The organism is Edaphocola aurantiacus (assembly GCF_019797745.1).
Taxonomy (GTDB): Bacteria; Bacteroidota; Bacteroidia; order Chitinophagales; family Chitinophagaceae; genus Edaphocola; species Edaphocola aurantiacus.
In genome coordinates this window covers 515,478-537,357 of record NZ_VOSI01000001.1, presented here as the reverse complement: position 1 = coordinate 537,357, position 21,880 = coordinate 515,478, and the positions used below count along the sequence as shown (strand labels likewise).

24 protein-coding genes and 1 tRNA gene are annotated in these 21,880 nt (G+C 42.0%); 17 read left to right on the top strand and 8 right to left on the bottom strand.

Annotation, left to right across the window (positions count from 1 at the left end; genetic code table 11):
* The first annotated feature begins 2 nt into the window (after positions 1-2).
* The 3 genes from radC (at position 3) to FTD44_RS02315 (ending at position 3,071) form a co-directional block, all read left to right on the top strand.
* Positions 3-707, top strand: coding sequence for a RadC family protein (gene radC, locus FTD44_RS02325; RefSeq protein WP_222164981.1), 705 nt, complete (start codon positions 3-5; stop codon positions 705-707).
* A gap of 85 nt (positions 708-792) precedes the next feature.
* Positions 793-1,635 carry a Gfo/Idh/MocA family oxidoreductase gene (locus tag FTD44_RS02320; protein ID WP_222164980.1) on the top strand — a complete coding sequence of 281 codons (843 nt, stop codon included), beginning with the start codon at positions 793-795 and terminating at the stop codon, positions 1,633-1,635.
* A gap of 44 nt (positions 1,636-1,679) precedes the next feature.
* Positions 1,680-3,071 carry a sugar transferase gene (locus FTD44_RS02315; RefSeq protein WP_317196827.1) on the top strand — a complete coding sequence of 464 codons (1,392 nt, stop codon included), beginning with the start codon at positions 1,680-1,682 and terminating at the stop codon, positions 3,069-3,071.
* Positions 3,072-3,191: 120 nt separating this feature from the next.
* On the opposite strand, the gene FTD44_RS02310 is transcribed toward FTD44_RS02315, so the two are convergent.
* The 3 genes from FTD44_RS02310 to FTD44_RS02300 are packed head-to-tail and all read right to left on the bottom strand — an operon-like array spanning position 3,192 to position 4,855.
* Entirely contained in the window at positions 3,192-3,569 is a 378-nt protein-coding gene (locus FTD44_RS02310; protein WP_222164978.1) for a hotdog family protein, read from the bottom strand.
* Positions 3,553-4,245, bottom strand: coding sequence for a hypothetical protein (locus FTD44_RS02305; protein WP_222164977.1), 693 nt, complete (start codon positions 4,243-4,245; stop codon positions 3,553-3,555). Before FTD44_RS02305 ends, FTD44_RS02310 begins: the two co-directional genes overlap by 17 nt.
* Positions 4,223-4,855, bottom strand: coding sequence for a LolA family protein (locus tag FTD44_RS02300; RefSeq protein WP_222164976.1), 633 nt, complete (start codon positions 4,853-4,855; stop codon positions 4,223-4,225). Before FTD44_RS02300 ends, FTD44_RS02305 begins: the two co-directional genes overlap by 23 nt.
* 209 nt (positions 4,856-5,064) lie before the next feature.
* Here FTD44_RS02300 and FTD44_RS02295 point away from each other — a divergent pair, with 209 nt between their 5' ends.
* The 3 genes from FTD44_RS02295 to FTD44_RS02285 all read left to right on the top strand — a co-directional run bounded on the left by FTD44_RS02295 (position 5,065) and on the right by FTD44_RS02285 (position 8,146).
* The gene (locus FTD44_RS02295) at positions 5,065-5,271 is read left to right on the top strand and encodes a hypothetical protein (protein ID WP_129020859.1); all 207 of its coding nucleotides are present in this window, start codon (positions 5,065-5,067) and stop codon (positions 5,269-5,271) included.
* A gap of 80 nt (positions 5,272-5,351) precedes the next feature.
* On the top strand, positions 5,352-6,287 hold the full coding sequence (locus tag FTD44_RS02290; protein WP_222164975.1) for a glycosyltransferase family 2 protein: 936 nt from the start codon (positions 5,352-5,354) through the stop codon (positions 6,285-6,287).
* Positions 6,288-6,466: 179 nt separating this feature from the next.
* On the top strand, positions 6,467-8,146 hold the full coding sequence (locus tag FTD44_RS02285) for a right-handed parallel beta-helix repeat-containing protein (protein ID WP_222164974.1): 1,680 nt from the start codon (positions 6,467-6,469) through the stop codon (positions 8,144-8,146).
* A gap of 228 nt (positions 8,147-8,374) precedes the next feature.
* Here FTD44_RS02285 and FTD44_RS02280 read toward each other — a convergent pair.
* Positions 8,375-8,448: transfer RNA gene (locus FTD44_RS02280), tRNA-Arg, on the bottom strand.
* 82 nt (positions 8,449-8,530) lie between these two features.
* A complete protein-coding gene (locus FTD44_RS02275; RefSeq protein WP_129020861.1) occupies positions 8,531-9,628 on the bottom strand; it encodes a 2Fe-2S iron-sulfur cluster-binding protein in 1,098 nt (365 codons plus the stop codon).
* A gap of 202 nt (positions 9,629-9,830) precedes the next feature.
* Here FTD44_RS02275 and FTD44_RS02270 point away from each other — a divergent pair, with 202 nt between their 5' ends.
* Entirely contained in the window at positions 9,831-11,366 is a 1,536-nt protein-coding gene (locus FTD44_RS02270) for a YifB family Mg chelatase-like AAA ATPase (RefSeq protein WP_222164973.1), read from the top strand.
* A 76-nt stretch (positions 11,367-11,442) separates the two neighbouring features.
* On the opposite strand, the gene FTD44_RS02265 is transcribed toward FTD44_RS02270, so the two are convergent.
* Entirely contained in the window at positions 11,443-11,739 is a 297-nt protein-coding gene (locus FTD44_RS02265) for a hypothetical protein (protein ID WP_222164972.1), read from the bottom strand.
* Between the two features lie 164 nt (positions 11,740-11,903).
* Between FTD44_RS02265 and rfbC the strand changes: the two genes are divergently transcribed.
* From rfbC to FTD44_RS02225, 8 genes are all read left to right on the top strand, one after another.
* On the top strand, positions 11,904-12,440 hold the full coding sequence (gene rfbC, locus FTD44_RS02260; RefSeq protein ID WP_222164971.1) for a dTDP-4-dehydrorhamnose 3,5-epimerase: 537 nt from the start codon (positions 11,904-11,906) through the stop codon (positions 12,438-12,440).
* A gap of 19 nt (positions 12,441-12,459) precedes the next feature.
* On the top strand, positions 12,460-12,921 hold the full coding sequence (gene coaD, locus FTD44_RS02255) for a pantetheine-phosphate adenylyltransferase (RefSeq protein ID WP_222164970.1): 462 nt from the start codon (positions 12,460-12,462) through the stop codon (positions 12,919-12,921).
* A 66-nt stretch (positions 12,922-12,987) separates the two neighbouring features.
* Positions 12,988-13,332 carry a preprotein translocase subunit YajC gene (gene yajC / locus FTD44_RS02250; protein ID WP_129020866.1) on the top strand — a complete coding sequence of 115 codons (345 nt, stop codon included), beginning with the start codon at positions 12,988-12,990 and terminating at the stop codon, positions 13,330-13,332.
* 82 nt (positions 13,333-13,414) lie between these two features.
* Entirely contained in the window at positions 13,415-14,002 is a 588-nt protein-coding gene (gene coaE / locus FTD44_RS02245; protein WP_222164969.1) for a dephospho-CoA kinase, read from the top strand.
* A 12-nt stretch (positions 14,003-14,014) separates the two neighbouring features.
* Positions 14,015-14,515 carry a 6,7-dimethyl-8-ribityllumazine synthase gene (ribH, locus tag FTD44_RS02240; RefSeq protein ID WP_222164968.1) on the top strand — a complete coding sequence of 167 codons (501 nt, stop codon included), beginning with the start codon at positions 14,015-14,017 and terminating at the stop codon, positions 14,513-14,515.
* A gap of 18 nt (positions 14,516-14,533) precedes the next feature.
* Positions 14,534-15,232 (top strand): hypothetical protein, encoded by a 699-nt coding sequence (locus FTD44_RS02235; RefSeq protein ID WP_222164967.1) that lies wholly within the window; start codon positions 14,534-14,536, stop codon positions 15,230-15,232.
* Positions 15,233-15,363: 131 nt separating this feature from the next.
* Complete coding sequence (locus FTD44_RS02230) at positions 15,364-16,233, top strand: DUF4349 domain-containing protein (protein ID WP_222164966.1); 870 nt, start codon at positions 15,364-15,366, stop codon at positions 16,231-16,233.
* Between the two features lie 12 nt (positions 16,234-16,245).
* On the top strand, positions 16,246-16,638 hold the full coding sequence (locus tag FTD44_RS02225) for a hypothetical protein (RefSeq protein WP_222164965.1): 393 nt from the start codon (positions 16,246-16,248) through the stop codon (positions 16,636-16,638).
* A 53-nt stretch (positions 16,639-16,691) separates the two neighbouring features.
* Here FTD44_RS02225 and FTD44_RS02220 read toward each other — a convergent pair whose 3' ends face one another.
* Positions 16,692-17,921, bottom strand: a complete 1,230-nt coding sequence (locus FTD44_RS02220) for an NADP-dependent isocitrate dehydrogenase (RefSeq protein ID WP_129020871.1) — start codon at positions 17,919-17,921, stop codon at positions 16,692-16,694.
* A gap of 109 nt (positions 17,922-18,030) precedes the next feature.
* Positions 18,031-18,918 carry a TIGR01777 family oxidoreductase gene (locus FTD44_RS02215; protein WP_222164964.1) on the bottom strand — a complete coding sequence of 296 codons (888 nt, stop codon included), beginning with the start codon at positions 18,916-18,918 and terminating at the stop codon, positions 18,031-18,033.
* Positions 18,919-19,037: 119 nt separating this feature from the next.
* On the opposite strand from FTD44_RS02215, the gene FTD44_RS02210 reads away from it, so the two are divergent.
* On the top strand, positions 19,038-20,234 hold the full coding sequence (locus tag FTD44_RS02210; protein ID WP_222164963.1) for a C1 family peptidase: 1,197 nt from the start codon (positions 19,038-19,040) through the stop codon (positions 20,232-20,234).
* Positions 20,235-20,328: 94 nt separating this feature from the next.
* A complete protein-coding gene (locus tag FTD44_RS02205; protein WP_222164962.1) occupies positions 20,329-21,840 on the top strand; it encodes an NAD(P)H-hydrate dehydratase in 1,512 nt (503 codons plus the stop codon).
* The last annotated feature ends 40 nt before the right edge of the window (positions 21,841-21,880 follow it).

The window sequence follows — 21,880 nt, the reverse complement described above, 5'->3', positions numbered from 1 at the left end:
TTATGGAAGATACATCTAATGCAAAAAGTATATCCATTAAAGATTGGAAAAATGATGATAAGCCCAGGGAAAAACTGGTCTCAAAAGGGGCTGCGGCTTTATCTGATGCAGAGTTGATTGCCATACTTTTAGGAAGTGGACATCAGGCATTCTCCGCTGTAGATCTTGCTCGTGCGATTCTGAGAAAGGCAGAGGATAATTTACACTTACTTGGAAAACTACAGGTTAAACAATTAGAAGAATTTAAAGGTATTGGACCGGCGAAGGCTGTAACCCTGATTGCAGCTCTGGAATTGGGTAAAAGGAGGCAATATAATGATGTATTGGCACGGAAAATTATTCAGTCCAGTACTGAGGCTGCGGTGTTTTTAGTGCCCTTACTGAAAGACCTGGAGCAGGAAAAAATGTTTGTGTTATACCTCAATCATGCCAATTCTATTGTTTGCCAGGAATTTCTCAGTTCTGGTGGCCTGACATCGACTATTGTTGATATAAGGCTTATTATGCGTAATGCGCTGCAACACCTGGCTACCAAGATAATTATTGCGCATAACCATCCCTCAGGTAATCTGAAACCATCTGCTTCGGATAAGAATACCACGCAGAAAGTCAAAGCTGCCTGTCAATTATTCGATATTCAATTGATTGATCATTTGATTATATCTGATCAGGGGTATTTTAGTTTTGCCGATCAGGGATTATTATAAGTTGTGGATTTTCGGGGGATAACTTTTATGCCTAAAACTAAGAATAAATTTTACTATGCTGTATTTTGCATAAAGTCTTGGTATTATGCTAAAGGTTGGAATAGTCGGAAATAAGGAAAACGTTTTGTCCCGTATTAAACAATGGGGGATGGTTGGTTGCGTGCAAGTGGTTGGATATCATCTTGCCGGCAATCATAGCTCTGACACTGTTCCTGGATTCTACAACTTTATTGAATTTTCCACGCTTGCCCAGGCTGTTGATATAATTGATATCGTTTCTGAAAATGCTCAGCAAATTGAGTACATTTATGAGGCTATTCATTTTCAGAAACATTTGTTCCTGCACAATCCTTTTGTTTTAGATACACCTTCTCTGCAGCATATAGCAAAGCTTATTCAGGAGGCAAAGATTAAATGTCAGGTTGGATTGTACCTGAGATTCTTAAAGGAATTGCAACCTGATTTACATACTGCTCCATTGAAATTTATTGATATCAAATGTGCCTATCAGGCAGGAGATCTGATGCTGGAGTGGCAGCAACTGGTCAATAATCACATTGATATAGTATTAAAATTACTGAAATCTCATGTGCGCAAAATATTTGCAAACAGTGTTGCCGTAGAAGATAATATTAAAGACTTGGTCAATATCCGTATGCAATTCGATAACGGAGCAATCGGAGATATATTATTGAACAGTAGTGCAATACGATTGGAGCATATTTTGTCGTTATATGGTATAGGCTATGTTTCAGAAATAGAAGTTACACAGGATAAACATCATTATATCCCGGAAGCAGCAGTAAATGCGGCATTAAATTCATTTATTTCTGATATTCAGCAGGATAACGTTACGAAAGTGACTATATTTGATGCCATAAATTCTGTAGAGCTGGCCTCAGAAATTGTAAAACAAATAGAATCTTAAGATTGGATCTCAATAAGAAAAGAATAACTGCATTGAGGGTTTTAGTGGTATTAGATTATTTTACCGCTGTATTGGCGTGGATAGTCTTCTGGTTTCACAGACATAGAATATTAAAAAAAGATTTCCCTGATATTTATTACAGTGATGTATTCTCTCCAAGAGATTATTTACTGACTATCCTTATTATACCCATCTTTTGGCTTATTATATATTGGCTTTCCGGTACTTATTTCGATGTCTTTAAGAAATCGAGGCTGCAGGAGATGTTCCGTAGTGTAATTAGTGCCTTTATTGGCGTTACCCTTATCGGGCTGTATATATTTGCAGATGATACAGGTAGTTTTAAATACTTTTTTGAAATAACGGCCTGGTATTTCCTTGTACACTTATTGGTATTATTGTTTGTCCGAACATATTATTTTGGACGTACCAAGCAACAATTGGTTGATCAGAAGGTTTGGGTAAATACCATCATAATAGGCAGTAATGGAAAGGCGAACTCAGTATACCGCCAGCTGATCGATAATCCCAAGATTATAGGGCACAAAATCGTAGGCCTGGTGAGTGCAGATGGACATGAGTTAAATGATGAAAAGATTATTCCTAATCTACCTTACCTGGGCGTCATAAATGATATTGAACGTATTATTGATGAGCATAAGGTAGAAGAAGCGGTCGTTGCATTAGAAGCCTCGGAGCGTAGATTGATTGAGAACATCCTGGTAAAACTGAGTTATAGACCTATAGAGGTAAAGGTAATGCCGGAGTTGTACGATATTATTTCTGGTTCAGTACGTACTTCTAACGTTTTTGATAATGTTATGCTCAGTATATCACCTGAGCTGATTCCCAACTGGCAAAAAGTACTGAAAAGAACGATTGATGTAATTGCTGCAGTATTTGCCATTTTTATTCTAAGCCCCCTTTATATACTTAATATTATTATGGTACGTCGCTCCTCACAAGGACCGATATTGTATAAGCAGGAGCGTATCGGACTCAATGGAGCTCCATTTCACATCCTCAAGTTCCGTTCTATGTATACTGATTCAGAAGTGAACGGACCGGCACTATCCAGTGATAATGATAAACGTATTACTCCCTGGGGCAAGATTATGCGCAAATGGCGTTTTGATGAATTACCTCAGTTCTTTAATGTATTGAAAGGAGATATGTCGCTGGTAGGACCAAGACCAGAGCGAAAGCATTTTATTGATATCATTACCCAGACTCATCCGCACTATCGTTTTCTGCATCGTGTGAAACCTGGTATTACCTCTTGGGGAATGGTGAAATTTGGTTATGCAGAGAATGTGAGCCAGATGATTGAGCGCATGAAATATGACCTGCTTTATGTAGAGAACTGTTCTTTGATGCTGGATTTTAAGATTATGATTTTTACCCTTATCGTATTGTTTCAGGGTAGGGGAAAATAGAATTGTCTTTTGCAACGGGCAATTGCACAAATGCGAAAATGTATTTTATTATAAATATAAGAGGGACACTATCATGATAGTGCCCCTCTTATATTTAAGCTCGGTTTAAGAATAGATATATTAATGTATTGCAGTAGAAAACCGGCCATTCATTTTCATAATGGCTTTACCAGATTGTAATAAACTGGCAGCAATGCTGTATTCATTCTCTTCCGGATTTTTGATGCTGATCTGTACCTGAATGTCTTGATCTGCTTCTGGAACCAATAGCTGTAAAAATTTCACCTGTGAGGCCGAATTAAGTTTAAGTGTTGTCCCTAAATGTTGCCCGGTCAACTCCTTAATAATCTGTATCATACATACTCCTGGTACTACCGGTTGCCCCGGGAAGTGTCCTTCGAAGATGCCATGTGCGGGATTAATATTGATAATGGCCTGTATATCCTGTTCTGCAACAGCAAAGGATTTTATATTATAAAACTTACTCTGTAATAACATCTTCTGTTGTTTGTAAATTATTAGTGTTCAATTGCTGTAACTGAATAGTGAAATTCGCCTTAAGATGATTAATATGAATCGTTTCCGGCAGGTTCCCCGTTTTTGTAGGGCTGGTCTGCATAACAGTCACCTTTTTGCGATCATCGGCATTTTCTATACGATTCAGCAGCAGCTGCTGATCAAAGATATAATAGACAAAACCTTTACTCAAATCAAATTTAAGATAATGATCTTCAGGATATTTTGGTAATGCATATACCCCATTGCTTTTTTGTGGCAGATTATAGAAGAGCAGCAACTCAAAATCCTTTTTCAGTGTTTTGATCAGTGGTCCTTTATCCATCTGTGACATAATATTATGCACAGAGAAATTGCCATTATTATCCCAGCCAAAATCGAAATAGGTAATACCCATCTGGTTTTGAAATACAACTCTCTTCCCTTCTTCCAGTTGTTTGATAAAAAGCAGTCCGCTCAGATGATAGCGCTTACCCAAAGGTGTCTTTCCATCCACAACACAGTTATATAATACCTTGTCGAATACAGGTTGATATGATTTTGACTGATCCGAAAACATATTTTGGACTGCTTCCGGAGCTTTTACAGCCTTCTGGTACTCTCTTACCCTACAGGATGAAAGCAAGCAGAGCAGACTAACGTACAGAAAACAACGCATCAGAAAGGGCTGTGTTTAATTTCTTATTAGAAAAGACCATTTCGGTATAGTCACCATTGTTTTCAGTCATTACCAGCTTACTCACATTGTTGTCCGCTTTATTGATATACACATCAATTTGTTTAAACAGGCTTTTCATAGAAGCATTTACCGGGCTCAATTTCAATAAATATTGAGAGGTAGAAGCTAATGCTTTTACCGAAAAATCTTTATTACTGAATACCGTACCCCGCATACAATCCATCATAACCCGATTTACCGATTGCATGGTAAGGCTATTGCGCGTATTGATTTTGGATACTTTGCCGTTCTCTTTAACCGTAATCATTCCGCCACTCATCACGAGCAGGTACTGAAATGGTTGAGTATACTCTATGCGCACTTTATCCTGCTGTTTGAAATAGAATTTGCCTTTGGAACTGACTTTATCATTCAGCATTTTCATATTCTTGATCTGAGTAAAATCGCTGCTGATGGTCTGTGTTTTAGCCGCATTACCTGCCAGTACCTGTTGCACGCTCGCCGGATTGGCAACCGGGCTGAATTGTGCATAGCTGATATGTATACTCAAAACTGCTGCAAGCGTTAATAATACTTTGGAAATCTTCATATCTGTGTATAAATGAATTGCAAAAATAAAGGAAATGATACAGGAATAGTTGTTAGATATTTAATAAACGTTCGATCGTATACTTTGATTGAATTGAAGGCACATCGTTTAAGTGCAGGTTGAGGTATTGTGATATTAGCATAATGATTATATTAACTTTTGGTTATTGAATTGTTATTATAAATTTGTTAGTACTAAAACGATGTGATATGGAAAGGTTTATAAAACTCAATCTCGAAAATGGAATGACATATGCTTTGAATATTCAGAATATAATGTCTTTCTGGTTGATCAATGCAAACCCGCTTGCGGCTATAAAAACATGCATCATAAACCACCTCGGAGACAGAATTCACGTGCGGCAGACACCCGCAATGATTATGCTGATGCTGAATCATATGGCCAGCTTTGAATAAAACTCTGTTCTTTGAATATATCTGAATAATGATTGAACGGTATAATACTATTACCTTTGCCCTTCAAAAAATATTCTTTTATGAAGATCAGCGGATTCACAATAATTCGCAATGCAACAATATATGACTTCCCTATAATCGAGAGTATCAGTTCGGTATTGCCGCTTGTGGATGAGTTTATTGTTGTAATGGGAGATAGTCAGGACAACACTGCAGACCTGGTAAAGTCAATCAATTCTCCCAAGCTAAAGATCATTAATACAGAATGGGATACAAAAACGTTTAATGCTGATGGGAATATCTATGCACAGCAAACGGATCTGGCCTTAAAAGCCTGCACCGGAGATTGGTGCATATATATACAGGCCGATGAAGTACTGCATGAAAATGGCTACGCGGCAATCAGGAATGCCTGTACGCAGTATCTGAATGATAGCAGGGTAGAGGGTTTTGTGTTTAAGTATGTTCATTTCTACGGTAACTATGACCATTATATAGATGCGCTGCACTTTGCCTATCCGAAAGAAGTACGTATTGTCCGTAATCTGCCGGAGACACATTCCTGGAAAGATGCACAGTCCTTCCGTAGTATAACAGATTTTGATGGAATCAGTTACGGGAAGAAGGAAGGGACACGCAAACTTAATTGCTTACAGATTGATGCGTACATGTATCATTACGGATGGAGCAGGGATCCCCGGAAAATAGGAAAGAAAATTGTAGAGCAGAAAACCATGCATGATGGAACGGTAGCTGAACATTTTAAAACGGAGCTATATGAGTATGGCAACCTGAGCTACTTTCCGTTGTTTAAAGGTCAGCATCCCAAATTTATGGAACCCCGCATCAAGAATATGGATTGGGGAGATGTATTGCAGTATACTGGAGCCCCCACTTCAAATATGAGAAAGAAATTTAAACTGAAATACAGGATAATCAATTTCATAGAAAATAGAATTTTGGGTGGCAGAACCCTTGGAGGGTTTAAAAATTATAAATTAATCGGAAAAGCATAAGCTGTAAAAACAAACGTACAAGGCACTCTTTATGAGTGCCTTGTACGTTTGTAGAGGGTGCTATCTGCTGCATTTTCAGATGATTTAATTGGATTTTATACAGATCCTGCCATCTGCACGCGGGAACACTTACTATCTATTGTTAATATTTTACTGTCTTTATTTAAAACCCTCTTATTATGAAGACAATATTTACCAGGTTATCCATTTTATTCATGGTGCTGCTGGGCAGTTTTGCTGCATTTGCAACCCAGGTATTTACCATTCAGAATTCCCCTTATACTATTACCACGCCGATGAGCTATTACGATAGCGTGTATATTGAACCTGGTGTCGTCTTTTTATTTGGTCCTTCTGGTAAGATGTCTTTTCATGGTAGTGTATTGGCTGATGGCAGTTCGGATGGAGGCATTATGTTTCGTGCGGTAGATACTACCGGCTGGAGCAATAATCAGGTACAGAATGGCGGTTGGAGCGGCCTTGAGTTTGTTGGCGAACGGGCCATACTCAACTATTGTACGATCAGGGACATTAAAAAGCCCTACAATCAGAGTGCGACAACTTATGGTTTTTTTGTAGAGAGTAAAATGGTGATGGACAACTGCAAGATCTATCATAATAACTGCAATAACCAGCGCTTCATTTTCCAGAACTCTGCACGGAATTTTGAAATGAACCGTTGTGAATTCTATGAAAATCAGTCTACCTACCTGATTAGTACCCATTATTCAGAGTCAACTTTTACGAACTGTAATTTCCATCATAATCTTTCTGATAACTATTCCTTCTATCCTGTGTACTCAGTTATCGATAATGATTCCAGAAAGACAACCATCCGTGGAAATACATTTTATAAAAACCAGTCTTCAGGCAACTCTGTGGTAACCTGTACAGGAGGCAATGGCCTGATAGAAGGCAACCTGATTGCTAATAATAGTAACACAGGCCCCAGTCAGCAATGCGGTAGTAATGATGGTGGTGCAGCATTGTTTCTGACCGTATTCAGTAACCATTCAGATACCCTGGACTATCTCGTACGGAATAATGTCATTGCGAACAATTACAACCGTAACGGTCATGGTACTGTTTATATTGCACATGCCAAAGTCGCTTTTAATAACAATACCCTGGTCAATAACCTGGTCGCTGTTGATGGATCGGGCCTGTTCGTTTTTTCCAATGGGCTTAATCTCAGTCTGACAAAGGTGACTGCAAAAAATAATATTTTCAGCGGAAATAAGACGGAGAGTACATTTCAGCAAACAATTGGTATCTGGGGAACCAACGACATCAGGTTAGAACGCAATACATTCAAATCTTCCATCAGTCAGGAAGTCTACTACAACTATACAACGCTTCCTGCCGATACACCCAATAATATGATGACCAATTCTGTCGATTTTGTCAATCCAACCACAGCAGCCGGTATTGTATACGATGCTTTGCAAAAAGATTTTTCGTTACAGGATCAGTCTGTTTGTGTGAACAGAGGTGTAGCTACAGGAACCTATACTGGAGCATATGATTTTATGGGCAACAACCGGGTTGTAGATATTGTTGATATTGGCGCTTATGAAAATCAGACCGCAACCTTTACCGGTATCGGAGATATGGCACTGACTAAAAAAGTACTTCAACTATACCCTAATCCTTGTACCAATTATGTGACGATTAATAATGTACAACAAGGGAAAACCCTGCTGGTTTGGGATATTATGGGGCACTTAGTATATAAACAAGAACACATTAAAGAAGCATCAGTTAACATCAATACATCCCATTTTGCCAATGGCAACTATTATGTTGACTTAAGCAGTGGTAATACAATATATAGAAATGTACTGACTGTTGCACATTAGGCAGCTAGTAGTGCAATAGTGTTGTGTGTATAAATCTTGCTACATACGGGGAATTACCCGTTACGATATTTGTGTAGATGAAGAGGAGGCTGTCTGGAAACGGACAGCTTTCTTTATTACGTAATTATAGTGTGGAATGCTCCGAGGCTGTACTTCGACGCTTTGGGAAAGAAGTCTTTCAATATTGATCTGAAAAAGAAAAGCCTTCCACTATGTGAAAGGCTTTTGTGAACCGGATTGGATTCGAACCAATGACCCTCAGCTTAGAAGGCTGATGCTCTATCCAGCTGAGCTACCGGTCCATCCTGTACTAACAAACACTGTGTTAGTGACGGGTTGCAAAAATAAGAATTGTTTATGAAATAAACAAAATGAATTTCTAAATTATTTAATGTCGAAATCGACCACTACACGCTCACTTCTCGGATGCGCCTGGCAGGTAAGGATAAAGTTGTTTGCAATTTCATCAGGCTCCAGACCATAATTCACTTCCATGTCTACCTCTCCTTCTATCAGCTTCGCCTTACAGGTACAGCACACGCCACCTTTACAGGCATATGGCAAGTCCCCACCATGTTGTAATGCAGCATCCAGTATATTTTCACCACCGTATGGCAGGTCCATATCAAATGCAGAACCATCGAGGCGTACCGTAACACGGCTCAGTTTGCTTCTGTCGATTTGTTGCTGCTTCGCTTCCCACTCCTTATTAACCGTTTTAGGTTGGTCAGGAGAAGAGAACAATTCAAAATAAACACTGTCTTCCGGCTTCTTCATTTCATTAAGGAAATAATCCTTCAATGCAATGATCATCGGCTCTGGCCCACAGATGAAAATATCATCAATCGTATTGAAATTAATAAGCTTATTACTGAAAGATCTCACCTTCTCAACCGTAATCATACCGTTGAACATCTCTGCTTCCTGCAGCTCACGATCAAATACGTGGAACAGGCGCAGACGGTTCATGAAGCGGTTTTTCAGTGCTTCCAGCTCTTCTTTGAAAATAATGGAACTACGATTGTAGTTACCAAATATTAAAGTGAAGGTGCTTTCCGGTTCGTTATATAATACATCCTTCATGATGCTCATGATAGGGGTAATACCACTTCCGGCCGCAAAAGCAAGATAGTTTCTATTTGTTTTATCAGAAGATTTCGGTGTGAATTTTCCCAGTGGCGGCATAGTCGCCAGTGTGTCTCCTACCTTAAGCACATTGTTAGCCCAGGAACTGAATTTCCCTTCCGGCACTACACGCTTTACAGCTACACGCAGCTCATTATCACATTTGCCGGAGCAGATAGAGTAAGAGCGTCTTACTTCCTGTCCGTCAATAATAGTCTTGAATGTCAGGTATTGGCCAGGCAGATAGTCAAATGCAGATTGTATAGATTCAGGAACTTCCAGTGCAATGGATACGCAATCCGGGGTTTCCTGGCGGATATCTTTTACGACTAAATCGTGGAATTGTAATGTAGACATAATGGCGCAAATTTAAGCAAAAGCAACTGAATTTTACATATTTTTTACAGAGACAGGATTGGACAGATTTTACAGAACAAAGCAATGATATTGCAGCTTGCTTTGCCGGGAAAAAATAGTTGCCTGATACACAATATAGATTTTTTTGACCAGGAGCAAAATTGTCCGGAATAGTGATAAATTGCGACCAAGTAATCAAGATATGTTAGTAAAGCTATTTGGCAGCGCCGTCTATGGCGTATCTGCAATGACCATAACCATAGAAGTAGACACAATTCCCGGCAGCGGGTATTTTATTGTCGGATTACCGGACAATGCTGTAAAAGAAAGTGTAGATCGCATCCTCTCCGCCTTTAAAAATAATGATTACAAAAGTCCACGTTATAAAATGGTCATCAATATGGCCCCTGCAGATATCAGAAAAGCCGGTTCAGCCTACGATCTTCCGATTGCTATTGGTATGCTGGCGGCCACAGAACAATTGACATCTTCTTTGTTAGCCTCATATGTGATCATGGGAGAGCTACAGCTGGATGGTACACTCCGACCGGTTAAAGGAACTTTGCCCATGGCGATACAGGCACGGCAGGAAGGGTTTAAAGGAATGATTGTACCGGTACAGAATGCCCGTGAAGCAGCCATGGTCAATAACCTGGAGGTGTACGGAGCAAGTACTTTAAGAGAAGTGATTGAAATCCTGGAGGGACAGTCATCATTAAAGCCGACTGTCGTTGATACCCGGGCAGAATTTGCAAAGGCTCAGGAAGACTTTATCTATGATTTTAATGAAGTCAAAGGGCAGGAGAATATTAAAAGAGCAATGGAGATTGCCGCAGCCGGCGGACATAATGTAATCCTCATAGGTCCTCCTGGTGCGGGAAAGACTATGCTGGCCAGGAGGTTACCTTCTATTTTGCCCCCAATCACTTTGCATGAAGCACTGGAGACAACCAAGATTCATTCCGTTGCCGGTAAATTACCCGAGCATGCCTCGCTTATAGCCCACAGGCCATTCCGAAGTCCGCACCATACCATTTCAGATGCAGGCCTTATCGGGGGAGGAGGCAATCCGCAACCAGGTGAGATTTCCCTAGCACATAATGGCGTATTATTTCTGGACGAATTGCCGGAGTTCAAACGGTCGGTACTGGAAGTCATGCGGCAACCGATGGAAGAACGAAGGGTAACTATTGCCCGGGCAAAGGTGAGCATCGACTATCCGGCAAGCTTTATGCTGGTGGCCTCTATGAATCCCTGCCCCTGCGGGTATTACAACCATCCCGATAAAGAATGTACCTGTCCTCCGCAAATGGTACAGAAATACCTGAATAAAATTTCCGGACCATTACTGGATCGTATAGACCTGCATGTAGAGGTTACGCCGGTGCCTTATGAAGAGCTATCGGCAGATCGTATGGCCGTATCCAGCGATACCATCCGGGAACGAGTGATTCGTGCCAGAGAAGTACAGACCGCGAGATTTGAAGGAACAGATGTGTATTGCAATGCACAGATGAGCAATAAACAATTGCAGGAATATTGTGTACTGGATATGGTTAGTGCCAATCTTCTGAAAGTGGCCATGAAAAAGCTGAGCCTTTCTGCAAGAGCCTACGATCGTATCCTGAAAGTAGCCCGCACCATTGCCGATCTGGAGGGTGCCGAAAACATAAAGGCCGAGCATATTGCCGAAGCCATACAGTTCCGAAGCCTGGACCGGGAACATTGGGCAGGATAATTAAAAATAGCCATTGGAATACCAATGGCTATTTTTAATTATATTCTGAATTCTAGTTCTGTTGTTCAAATACCGATTAACGGTAGTTGCCATAGTATCTTGCACGTTGTGCTTCTCTTCTGTGGTGCATTGCGGCTCTTCTGTGTCTCTCAGCCATACGTCTGTGGTGTATAGCCGCTCTTCTCTGGTGTACCACTACCGGACGTGGATGGTAGCCATGATGGATTACTACATGCGGTGGTGGGGGAGGAGGGGGTAATACACGATGGTGACGATGATGATGTCTGCCTCTGTATTGCGCATTGGCGTCAATTGTGCTTAAGCTGAAAATGATCGTTAATAGTGCGATTAATCCTAATGCTTTGCCTTTCATAAAATTAAAATTTAAAATAAGTTAGTAAGCTTTTTCTGGAATATAAGACCGGGTCTGTTTCTAAAGGTTTATTAGCAGAAGTGAAAAAAAACATAAAACCACTGAAATATACATTGGCCGGGCCACGATAAATATTTATTTTTGACAACTCAAAAACAACCGGAATGGAATTTACCCCATTATCATTGGCTGATGCACAGCTGATCACTTTACCCCGCTTTCTGGACAACAGGGGCAGTTTTGTCAAAACATTCCACAATGATTTATTTGAACAGAATGGCATTTCCTTTGAGCTGAAAGAGAGCTACTTCTCCTATTCAGAAAAAGATGTGATCAGGGGTATGCATTTCCAGCTGCCACCGCACCAGCATGCCAAAGTTGTTTTTTGTCCTAAAGGAGCTATACTGGATGTTATTGTTGACCTGCGCAAAGGTTCGGCAACTTATGGTCGCTATGAGGCAAGGGTATTGTCTGAAGCCAATCACCAGGCTTTCTATATTCCGGAAGGCTTCGCACACGGATTTAAATCCCTGGAGCAGGATAGCATCACCTATTACCTGGTCTCCTCTGTATATCACCCCCAAAGTGATACCGGTATTCGATTTGATACCCTAGGTATTGACTGGGACTGTAATCTTCCTATAGTATCAGAGCGTGACCGTTCTTTTGTTGCCTTTAATGAGTTTGAAAGCCCATTTTAAATAAATATAAAATAATTTTATGCGTATAGCCGTTTTTCCCGGTACATTTGATCCCATTACACTGGGCCATGTGGATGTAATCAAACGCTCCATCCCTTTATTTGATAAAATAGTAATCGGTATCGGGCTTAATTCTACCAAGCAGCCCATGTTTTCTGTAGAGCAGCGTGTAAGCTGGATACAGGAGATCTTTAAAGATACACCCAGTGTGTCCGTTGCTCCATATGAAGGTTTGACGATTGATTTCTGTAAGCAGTTTGATGCCAGTTTTATCCTGAGAGGAATCCGCTATGTAAGCGATTTTGAGTATGAAAAGGGTATTGCGGATATGAACCGTATGCTGAGCAAAAATGTAGAAACCATATTCCTTACCAGTTCTCCGGAATACTCTACCGTATCCTCCACACTGGTGCGCGATGTGATCCGCCACCACGGAGATGTATCGCAGTTTTTACCCCCTGAAGTGCGCTGGGACAAATAAGAATTTAGCACTTTATTGATGTTATTTTAATTACCTTTGCACTTCGCAAAGAAAAAAATAAGTTTTATGATAACAAACGTTTTGTTACAAGCACAACAACCGGGTGGCGCATTTATGCCGATTTTCATGATCGGTATGATTGTAGTGATGTACTTCTTCATGATCCGCCCTCAACAAAAGAAAGCCAAAGAGCAAAAATTATTTGCTGAAAAATTAGTGGCAGGTGAAAAAGTAGTAATGACTTCCGGTATTCACGGTCGCATTGTCCGCACTAATGATGATGGTACTTTAACGATCGAAATCGACAGAAATACCAATATTACAGTAGAACGCCAGGCAGTATCAATGGAAATGACCAATGCATACCTGAAGAAAACTGGTGCAGATACTACTGCTAAAGTTGTTTCTTAATTCGTTCGGAAAATAATTTCAGACGCCGGAATCCATAGGGATTCCGGCGTTTTTGTTTTGTGGAAATAAGTAACTTTACCTTATGCTTAAAATAGGAATAACCGGGGGCATCGGCTCCGGGAAAAGTATAGTGGCACACATCTTCCAGACATTGGGTATACCTGTGCTGGATGCGGATGCTTTTGCAAAGCAACTTATGGCAGAGAATGATAAAGTACGGCTGGACCTGATCGAAGCTTTCGGAGAGGAAGTCTTTGATGCCGGTCAGTTAAACCGGGCCTTTCTTTCCCAACTGGTATTTAATGATCCAGTGCACCTGAACCGGCTTAACGGTATTGTGCATCCGGCGGTAAAGCAATATGGGACTGCCTGGATGGAGCAGCAGCATGCCCCATATGTACTCAAAGAAGCTGCCCTGTTTTTTGAAAGTGGCAGCTATACAGATATGGATTATATGATCGGAGTATTCAGCCCCGTAGAGCAGCGTATAGAGCGGGCCATGAAGCGTGATGGAGCTACCCGTGAAGCCATATTGAAGCGCATCGACAAGCAGATGAATGAAGATGAGAAAATGAGTCGCTGTGATTTTGTAATATACAATGACGGCAGCCATTCTTTAATCGAACAAGTCTTACATTTGCACCATCAATTTTTAGAACAAACAAAATAAGATATTATAGCTATGGCTTTATCATCAGACAGCAATACACTGCTGGACCTATCGGAGATTATGCACCTGAGAAACGGTAAGGTAGGTATCGTATATACCGAATGGAATGATGCAATCATTAATGAGCAGATTGCAGGTGCAAAACGCATTGCTGAGCAGACGGGAAATACTGTTTCTAACCTGGTGAAAGTGCCTGGCTGTTTCGAGATTCCTTATGCCTGTAAAGCACTGTATGAGCAAACAGTAAATGATGCAGATGGTCCAAATGCGATTATTGCATTCGGCGCGGTGATCCGCGGTGGTACGCCACATTTTGACTATGTGTGTAAAGCCGTGACAGAAGGCATTCTCCAGTTAAACCTTACACTGCCGGTTCCGGTTATTTTTGGTGTATTAACGCTGGATAATGACGCTCAGGCCTGGGAACGTTTAGGTGGAGTGCATGGTCATAAAGGTGAGGAAGCAATGATCGCAGCATTGAAGATGATTGCGATGCAGAATAATCTGCAGTAAACAATATGGTTGTATTGTATGAACAGTTCATTTAAGTTTCGGTTGCTTGTAATATTTTGTCTGACGGGGTTACCCCTGTCTGCAGTGGCACAGGATGCAGCACCGGAAAAGGTTTCGCAATACACCACCAAAGATTTTCCGCGCATATACATCAATGCAGGTATAAGTCCACTGAACAGTTATATCTTCTCAACAAGGATCAGGAATGCTGGCAATTTTCTACTGCAACCCAATGTCAGCTTCAATTTTGACTATATGGAGTATGGTATTGCGCTAGAGTATCGGCTTAAAATGAGGACGGCAAAACATATGCCTGCTGATTTTCAACCGGGAGATAATCTCTTTACGAATGATGATATCTATCCTACAGATCATATAGATGAATGGAACATTTACCTGAAACGGAATTTCTATACTAATTCGGGGAAAATGTATTTCAGTGCCCAGTTGGGCCTTAATATAGCTACAGTAAGCAATGCAGCGCATTTTCAGCCACAGCCTACCTCATCAGGAAGCTGGCTCACGATTTTCAGAGATGATAATTACAGCTACGATACTCTTAAGCAAAATGCTGTGGGGCTGGCTTTAAAGGCAGGGCTTGTTTTTCCTTTTCGGAAAGGATTTGGCATCAGTACTTACCTTTCCGGAAATGTCAATAAATACAATAGTTACCTGGGTTTGGACATTAATATGATGTTCGGCTATGTCAGGAAATAAAACGATACAGATTATGTAAAAGGAGGCTGTCTATGACGGCCTCCTTTTTTGTGGCCAGTTGTAAATTTTTTGTTAAGCAGGATTACCTTTTATCGTTTTGGGGCATAAAAAGCATAACCAAGAGATCTGATATGAAAACGATTAAAGTATTGCTGGCCCTGACTATAGCCGGCTCCTGTCTTGCTTCCTGCGGACGTGCCCCTTCTATGGAAAACGAAACCGGAGCACAATCCGAAGTAGCCTCTAATGCTACTTCCGAACCTTCTGTAACCTCAGACGGAATTAATAATGATGAGCGGAAAATGGCCAAAAAGGCCGATGTACGTTCCCGCGTAAAAGATGTGCTGGCAGCTACCACACAACTGGAGCGTGTGACCAAAGAAGTAGGGGGCATAGTGATGAACTCTAAACTGGAAAACAGAGAAGAGGGTACATACACACAGGCCTTTACAAACGACTCTCTGAAAGAAATACAGACTTACGTGCCCACATCTACACTGACCCTGAAAGTGCCCGTGCAATACCTGGATACCTTTATGAATGTGCTGGTTGCTCAGTCTGAGTTTATCAACAGCCGCAACCTTTCACTGGAAGACCTTACGCTGCAATATGTCGGCAATAAATTAAAACAGGATGCTTCAAAGGCGAACAATCTCGCTCCTAAAAATGTCGATAATGTTGACTATATAGATACAAAAACGGAACAGAATATAAACCGAAAACTGGAGAATCTCAGTATTAATGACCAGGTGCGTTATGCAACACTTACCGTTGACCTGTACCAGCCTAAAAAGGTAACAGTAACCCTTATTCCGAATATTGATAATATGGTAAAACCGCACTTCGGAGATCAGCTGAAGGGAGCCGTGCAGAATGGCTGGTGGCTGATCAAACAGCTGCTGATTGGTATCGCTAACCTGTGGGTCTTTATACTGATCGGTGGAGTAGTATTAGTTGTTATAAGAAAATACAGAACCGTAAAACCTGTTGTGAAACCTTAAATATTTCTGATCATGAAAAATATAATGAAATGCCTGGCTATAGTTGCAGGATTGAATATTGTAGCCGCTTCCTGTGTCTATGATCCGCCTAAAAGTAAAAATACCCTGTTGGGCGATTGGAAAGTAGCCGACCTGAAAACTACAGACAGCAGTGCAGATATGGGTTTGCTGGTAATGGCCCTGGTAGGCGTTTTCCCGGATAGTATGCGCTTTGAACAGGATAGCCTTAAAATGGTCCTGCACAGCAAAGACAGTATCACTACAGAGGCGATGAAATATACCCGCAAACAGGATTCTTTATGGGTCTATAATGCGAAGGAAAACGCTGAACCTGTAGCAATACAAAGGCGGGGAGATACCGTATTACTGACTGGGAATGGGTATACCTATTACCTGGTACGTTAAGTAAAAAAGGCTCGCAAATTGCGAGCCTTTTTTATGATTAAAACCGGATTGAATTAAGCCAGTTTTGCTTTCAGGTTTTGATCCAGAGCATCCAGGAATTCTTCAGTGTACAGGTAGTGCTCACCGTGATTCACTTTATTACCATAGATACATACAGCCAGATCTTTAGTCATTTTACCGCTTTCTACAGTCTCGATACAAACTGCTTCCAGTGCATGACAGAAGTTGATCAGCTCCTGGTTGTTATCCAGTTTACCTCTGAACTCCAGACCTCTGGTCCATGCGAAGATAGACGCGATCGGGTTAGTAGAAGTAGGGTTACCTTTCTGGTGCTCACGATAGTGGCGGGTTACGGTACCGTGTGCCGCTTCAGCTTCCATGGTTTTCCCATCAGGAGTAACCAGTGTAGAGGTCATCAGACCCAGAGAACCGAAACCTTGAGCTACGGTATCAGACTGAACGTCACCGTCGTAGTTTTTACAAGCCCATACAAAGTTACCATTCCATTTCAGAGCAGAAGCAACCATGTCATCGATCAGGCGATGCTCATAAGTAATACCTGCTGCTTCAAACTGAGTTTTGAATTCATTTTGATAAATCTCTTCAAAGATATCTTTGAAACGACCATCATATTTTTTAAGGATTGTATTTTTAGTAGACAGGTACAGAGGCCATTTTTTGCTTAATGCCTGGTTGAAGCAAGAGCGGGCAAAACCCATGATACTTTCGTCAGTGTTGTACATAGTCAGTGCCACGCCATCACCTTTGAAGTTGTATACTTCATATTCCTGAACAGTACCATCTTCACCTTCAAATTTAACCGTCAGTTTACCTTTACCTTTAGTTACGAAATCAGTAGCGCGGTACTGATCGCCGAATGCGTGACGACCGATACAGATCGGAGCAGTCCAGTTCGGAACCAGGCGCGGAACGTTTTCACAAACGATAGGCTCACGGAATACAGTACCATCAAGGATGTTACGGATCGTTCCATTAGGAGACTTCCACATTTGCTTCAGGTTAAACTCCTGTACACGTTGTTCATCCGGAGTAATGGTAGCACATTTAATACCTACACCATATTCTTTAATTGCATTAGCCGCATCAACAGTTACCTGATCATCAGTAGCATCACGATGCTCCATACCCAGGTCATAATATTTAATATCAACTTCCAGGTAAGGTAAAATCAGTTTATCCTTGATGAACTTCCAGATAATCCGGGTCATTTCATCACCGTCTAATTCCACAACCGGGTTGGCTACTTTAATTTTTGAACTCATTTGTTATTGATTTTATTATGTCGGTTTTAAAAAACTATTGGCGAAAATAGTAAAATCAATTGAAAGGTGTGCACCTTACCCTATAAATGACCATATGTTCACATAAGTACTATAAAAGATTATTTAACGCAGAGGAAAGGCTGGGGTAGTTAAACCGGAATCCGGCATGCTGCAGCCGCTCCGAAATAACATTGCTGCTGGCCAGTAAGAGTTCCGGCTCGGTGCCGATAATACGCGCACCGATATTTATGGCAAACCCCGGTGCAGGCAGGCCGACAGGCATATGTACCACCTGGCGCATCGTTTGCATAAATACCCTGTTATTGACGGGCTCCGGAGCCGCAAAGTTGATAGGACCCTCAATATCACCCTTATTCGCAAGAAAACGGATGATCTGGTAGTAGTCCTCAATATGAATCCAGCTCACCATCTGCCGGCCGCTCCCCTGGGTGCCACCCAGACCCAGTCTTGCCAGGGTACTTAAGGGCTTGAGCGGGCCACCGCCTTTACCCATAACCACTGCCGTGCGCATCGCAATACGTTTGGTATGATACATTTCATGTGCAAATAAGGCCTGCTCCCACTGTTCACTGACCTCAGCCATAAAAGATGTGCCCGGTTCATAATCTGTTTCGGTCATAATCTTATCTTCTGAAGCCTTGTAATAGGCTGCACCACTGGCATTGAACCAGAATTGCGGTGGCTGCTTACACTGGCGTACCAGCTCATTGAGCGTTGCCGTTGTGCGGGTACGACTTTCCAGAATCGCCTTTTTATTGGCTTCTGTATGCCTGCAGTTGACCGATTTTCCGGCAAGGTTGATCAGCAGCCAGCTCTGCTCCAGTGCCTCCAGCAAAGCTTTATGGTCAGACCAGGCGGTATGCCCTTCCGAGGTGTTACGCGATATAATCAATACCTGGTGCCCTTCCGAGGTGAATTTCTTTTTGAGGTAATGGCCTATAAATCCGGATCCGCCGGCCAGTATCACTTTTGCCATAGTTTATGGGAGATTAGTCATGAAAAATAAAGTTATTCAATGATGTGGATACCCGCAAGCATATTGTTTTTATATTAACTATATTTGTTGGCTAAAATTGCAATTATTTAATTTTTATAATGAAAAAAATCACATTAAGCATTGTAGCTATTGCTTGCATGATGCAAGTTGCACAGGCACAGGACAATCTGGTAAAAACAGCTAGCGGTACAAAGATCGACGCCAAAAAGAAAGCGTATAAATTTACAGATGTTATCAATCTGGATCGTACTCCTGTAGAAAACCAGGGTAGTTCAGGTACTTGCTGGAGTTATTCCACAGGTTCTTTCCTGGAATCAGAAATGATCAAAGCAGGTCGCAAGCCGGTACAATTGTCTAAAATCTTCCACGCCAGAAAACAATATGAAGATAAAGCGGAAACCTATGTACGCATGAGCGGTAACATCGGTTGGGGCGATGGCGGTGAAGCGCATGATGTGATACACCTGTATGGTAAATACGGTGCTATGCCTAAAGAGGCGTATTCCGGTTTACAGAACGGTGCTACCCGCAACAATTTCGGTGAAATGCAAGCGGTAATTGAAGGTATCCTGAAAGGTGTGGTAGCAAATAAAAACGGTACAATCTCTCCGGTATGGAAAAACGTGGTAAGCAGCGCCTTAGACGGTTACCTGGGTGCGGTACCACAAACATTCACTTACGAGGGTAAATCATACACTCCGAAAACCTTCGCAAACGAAGTAGTAGGACTGAACGCTAATGATTATATCGAATTCATCTCTCAGACCAATACCCCGTACTGGGAAAAAGCAATGATGATGGTTCCGGATAACTGGTCTTTCCAGTGGATCAACAACATTCCTATGACAGACATGACTGCTGTGATCGATAACGCACTGAAAAGCGGTTATACCATTGCATGGGGTGCAGATGTATCAGAGCCTTACTTCAGCTGGCCTAATGGTGTTGCATTCGTTCCGGACAGTGCACAGTTCATGGATGCTAAGCGTATGAAAAAAGAAGATAAAGAAGCTTTGTTCGCTACCGTAAAAAAAGAAATGGAGATCACTCCTGAACTGCGTCAGCAAGGACTGGACAACCAGGCAACAACTGATGATCATGGTATGCACATCGTAGGTATGTCTAAAGATCAGAACGGTAAAGAGTACTATATCGTGAAAAACTCATGGGGTGAGGATAACGATTATAAAGGGTTCCTGCACGTATCCAAAGCATATGTACAGTATAAAACCACCAGCATTCTGCTGAATAAAAAAGGTGTACCGGCATCTATTATGCAAAAAGTACAACCTTAATCAGGTGGTCATAAATTATGTAAAGCGCGGGGTATATTCCCCGCGCTTTTTTATGCAGTATCTACCGTAATTTTGTAGTAAAAAGGAGGGGGAGATGTTTATCTATACTGCAGCACAAATGAAGAGAGTAGATGAGCATACAGTACAGGTGCAGCAAATCAGTTCCTGGGAATTGATGGAACGGGCCGCACAGGCTGTAGTTAAAAAATTGCTGTTGCGCTTTTCTGAGGAGAAGCCCTTTGTACTCATCTGCGGCAAAGGCAATAACGGTGGAGATGGCCTGGCCATAGCCCGGATATTGCACAAAGCCCAACGTAAAGTATTGGTCTACCTGCTGGAAGACAACAAGTACTCCAAAGATAATTTTCATAACCAGAAGCTGCTCAGCGACCTGGCCATACCTATACATTTCTTTCGCAAGCAGGATCGCTGGCGCATACCGGATGTAGCCATCCTGGTTGACTGCCTCTTCGGCTACGGCCTGCAGCATACACTGGACTCCGACTGGCAACCATTGATCGATATGATCAATACCGCAGCAACGATCGTTGCGGTAGACCTGCCTTCCGGCTTACTGACCGATGAGCATACGCCGGAGACTGCCCCGGTTGTGCATGCTGATTATACATACACTTTTCATGCTCCCAAAATAGCTTTACTGTTTCCCGAAAACCAGGAACGTGTAGGGGCTATGAAAGTCGTCGATATACAACTTTCGGGAGATGCGGTGAACCGCGAAGAGCTACCGTATGAGTATATCAGTCCTGCTATGCTACAGCAACACTGGAAGTCCAGGGAGCATTTTAGTCATAAAGGCACATATGGGCATGTGCTTGTTGCGGGAGGAAGCTATGGGAAAATTGGCTCCATTGTACTGAGTAGTAAAGCTGCACTGCGTGCGGGTTGTGGACTGGTTACCGCCTATACACCACAATGTGGTTATGGCATTATGCAGACAGCTTTTCCCGAAGCTATGGTGCTCACAGATCCTGCACTGGATTGCATTACCGATCTGCCCCGGGCCAAAAAGTATGCTGCCATTGCCATTGGTATGGGTATAGGGCAGGAGCATGAAACGGTAGCTGCGCTTGCTAAATGGCTGCGAGATGAGTATGCGGTAATGCCGCCATTGGTCATTGATGCTGATGGATTGAACATTCTTTCTATGCACCCTCAGTTACTCGGTTCTGTGCCGGATTACAGTATCCTTACCCCGCATCCCAAAGAGCTGGAGCGGCTGATCGGCAGCTGGGATAATGATTTTGATAAATGGTATCGTACCAGGATGTTTGCCCAGCAATATAAACTGATCGTGATTATTAAAGGTGCACATACAGCAATTGTATTGCCCGATGGCCGTACATACTTCAACAGTAGTGGTAATCCCGGTATGGCTACAGCCGGAAGCGGAGATGTGCTTTCTGGCATTATTGCCGGTTTGCTGGCCCAGGACTACAGTGCTGAAGAGGCCGCGATGATGGGTGTATGGCTGCATGGACATGCCGGAGACCTGGCCCGCCGCGATCTGGGTATGGAAAGCCTGATTGCCGGAGATCTGATCGCCTATCTGCCCAAAGCCTTAATGGAACTGCATCCCAGAGGATAAATCATTGTTATCATACACATAAAAAAAGCGCGCAGTATAA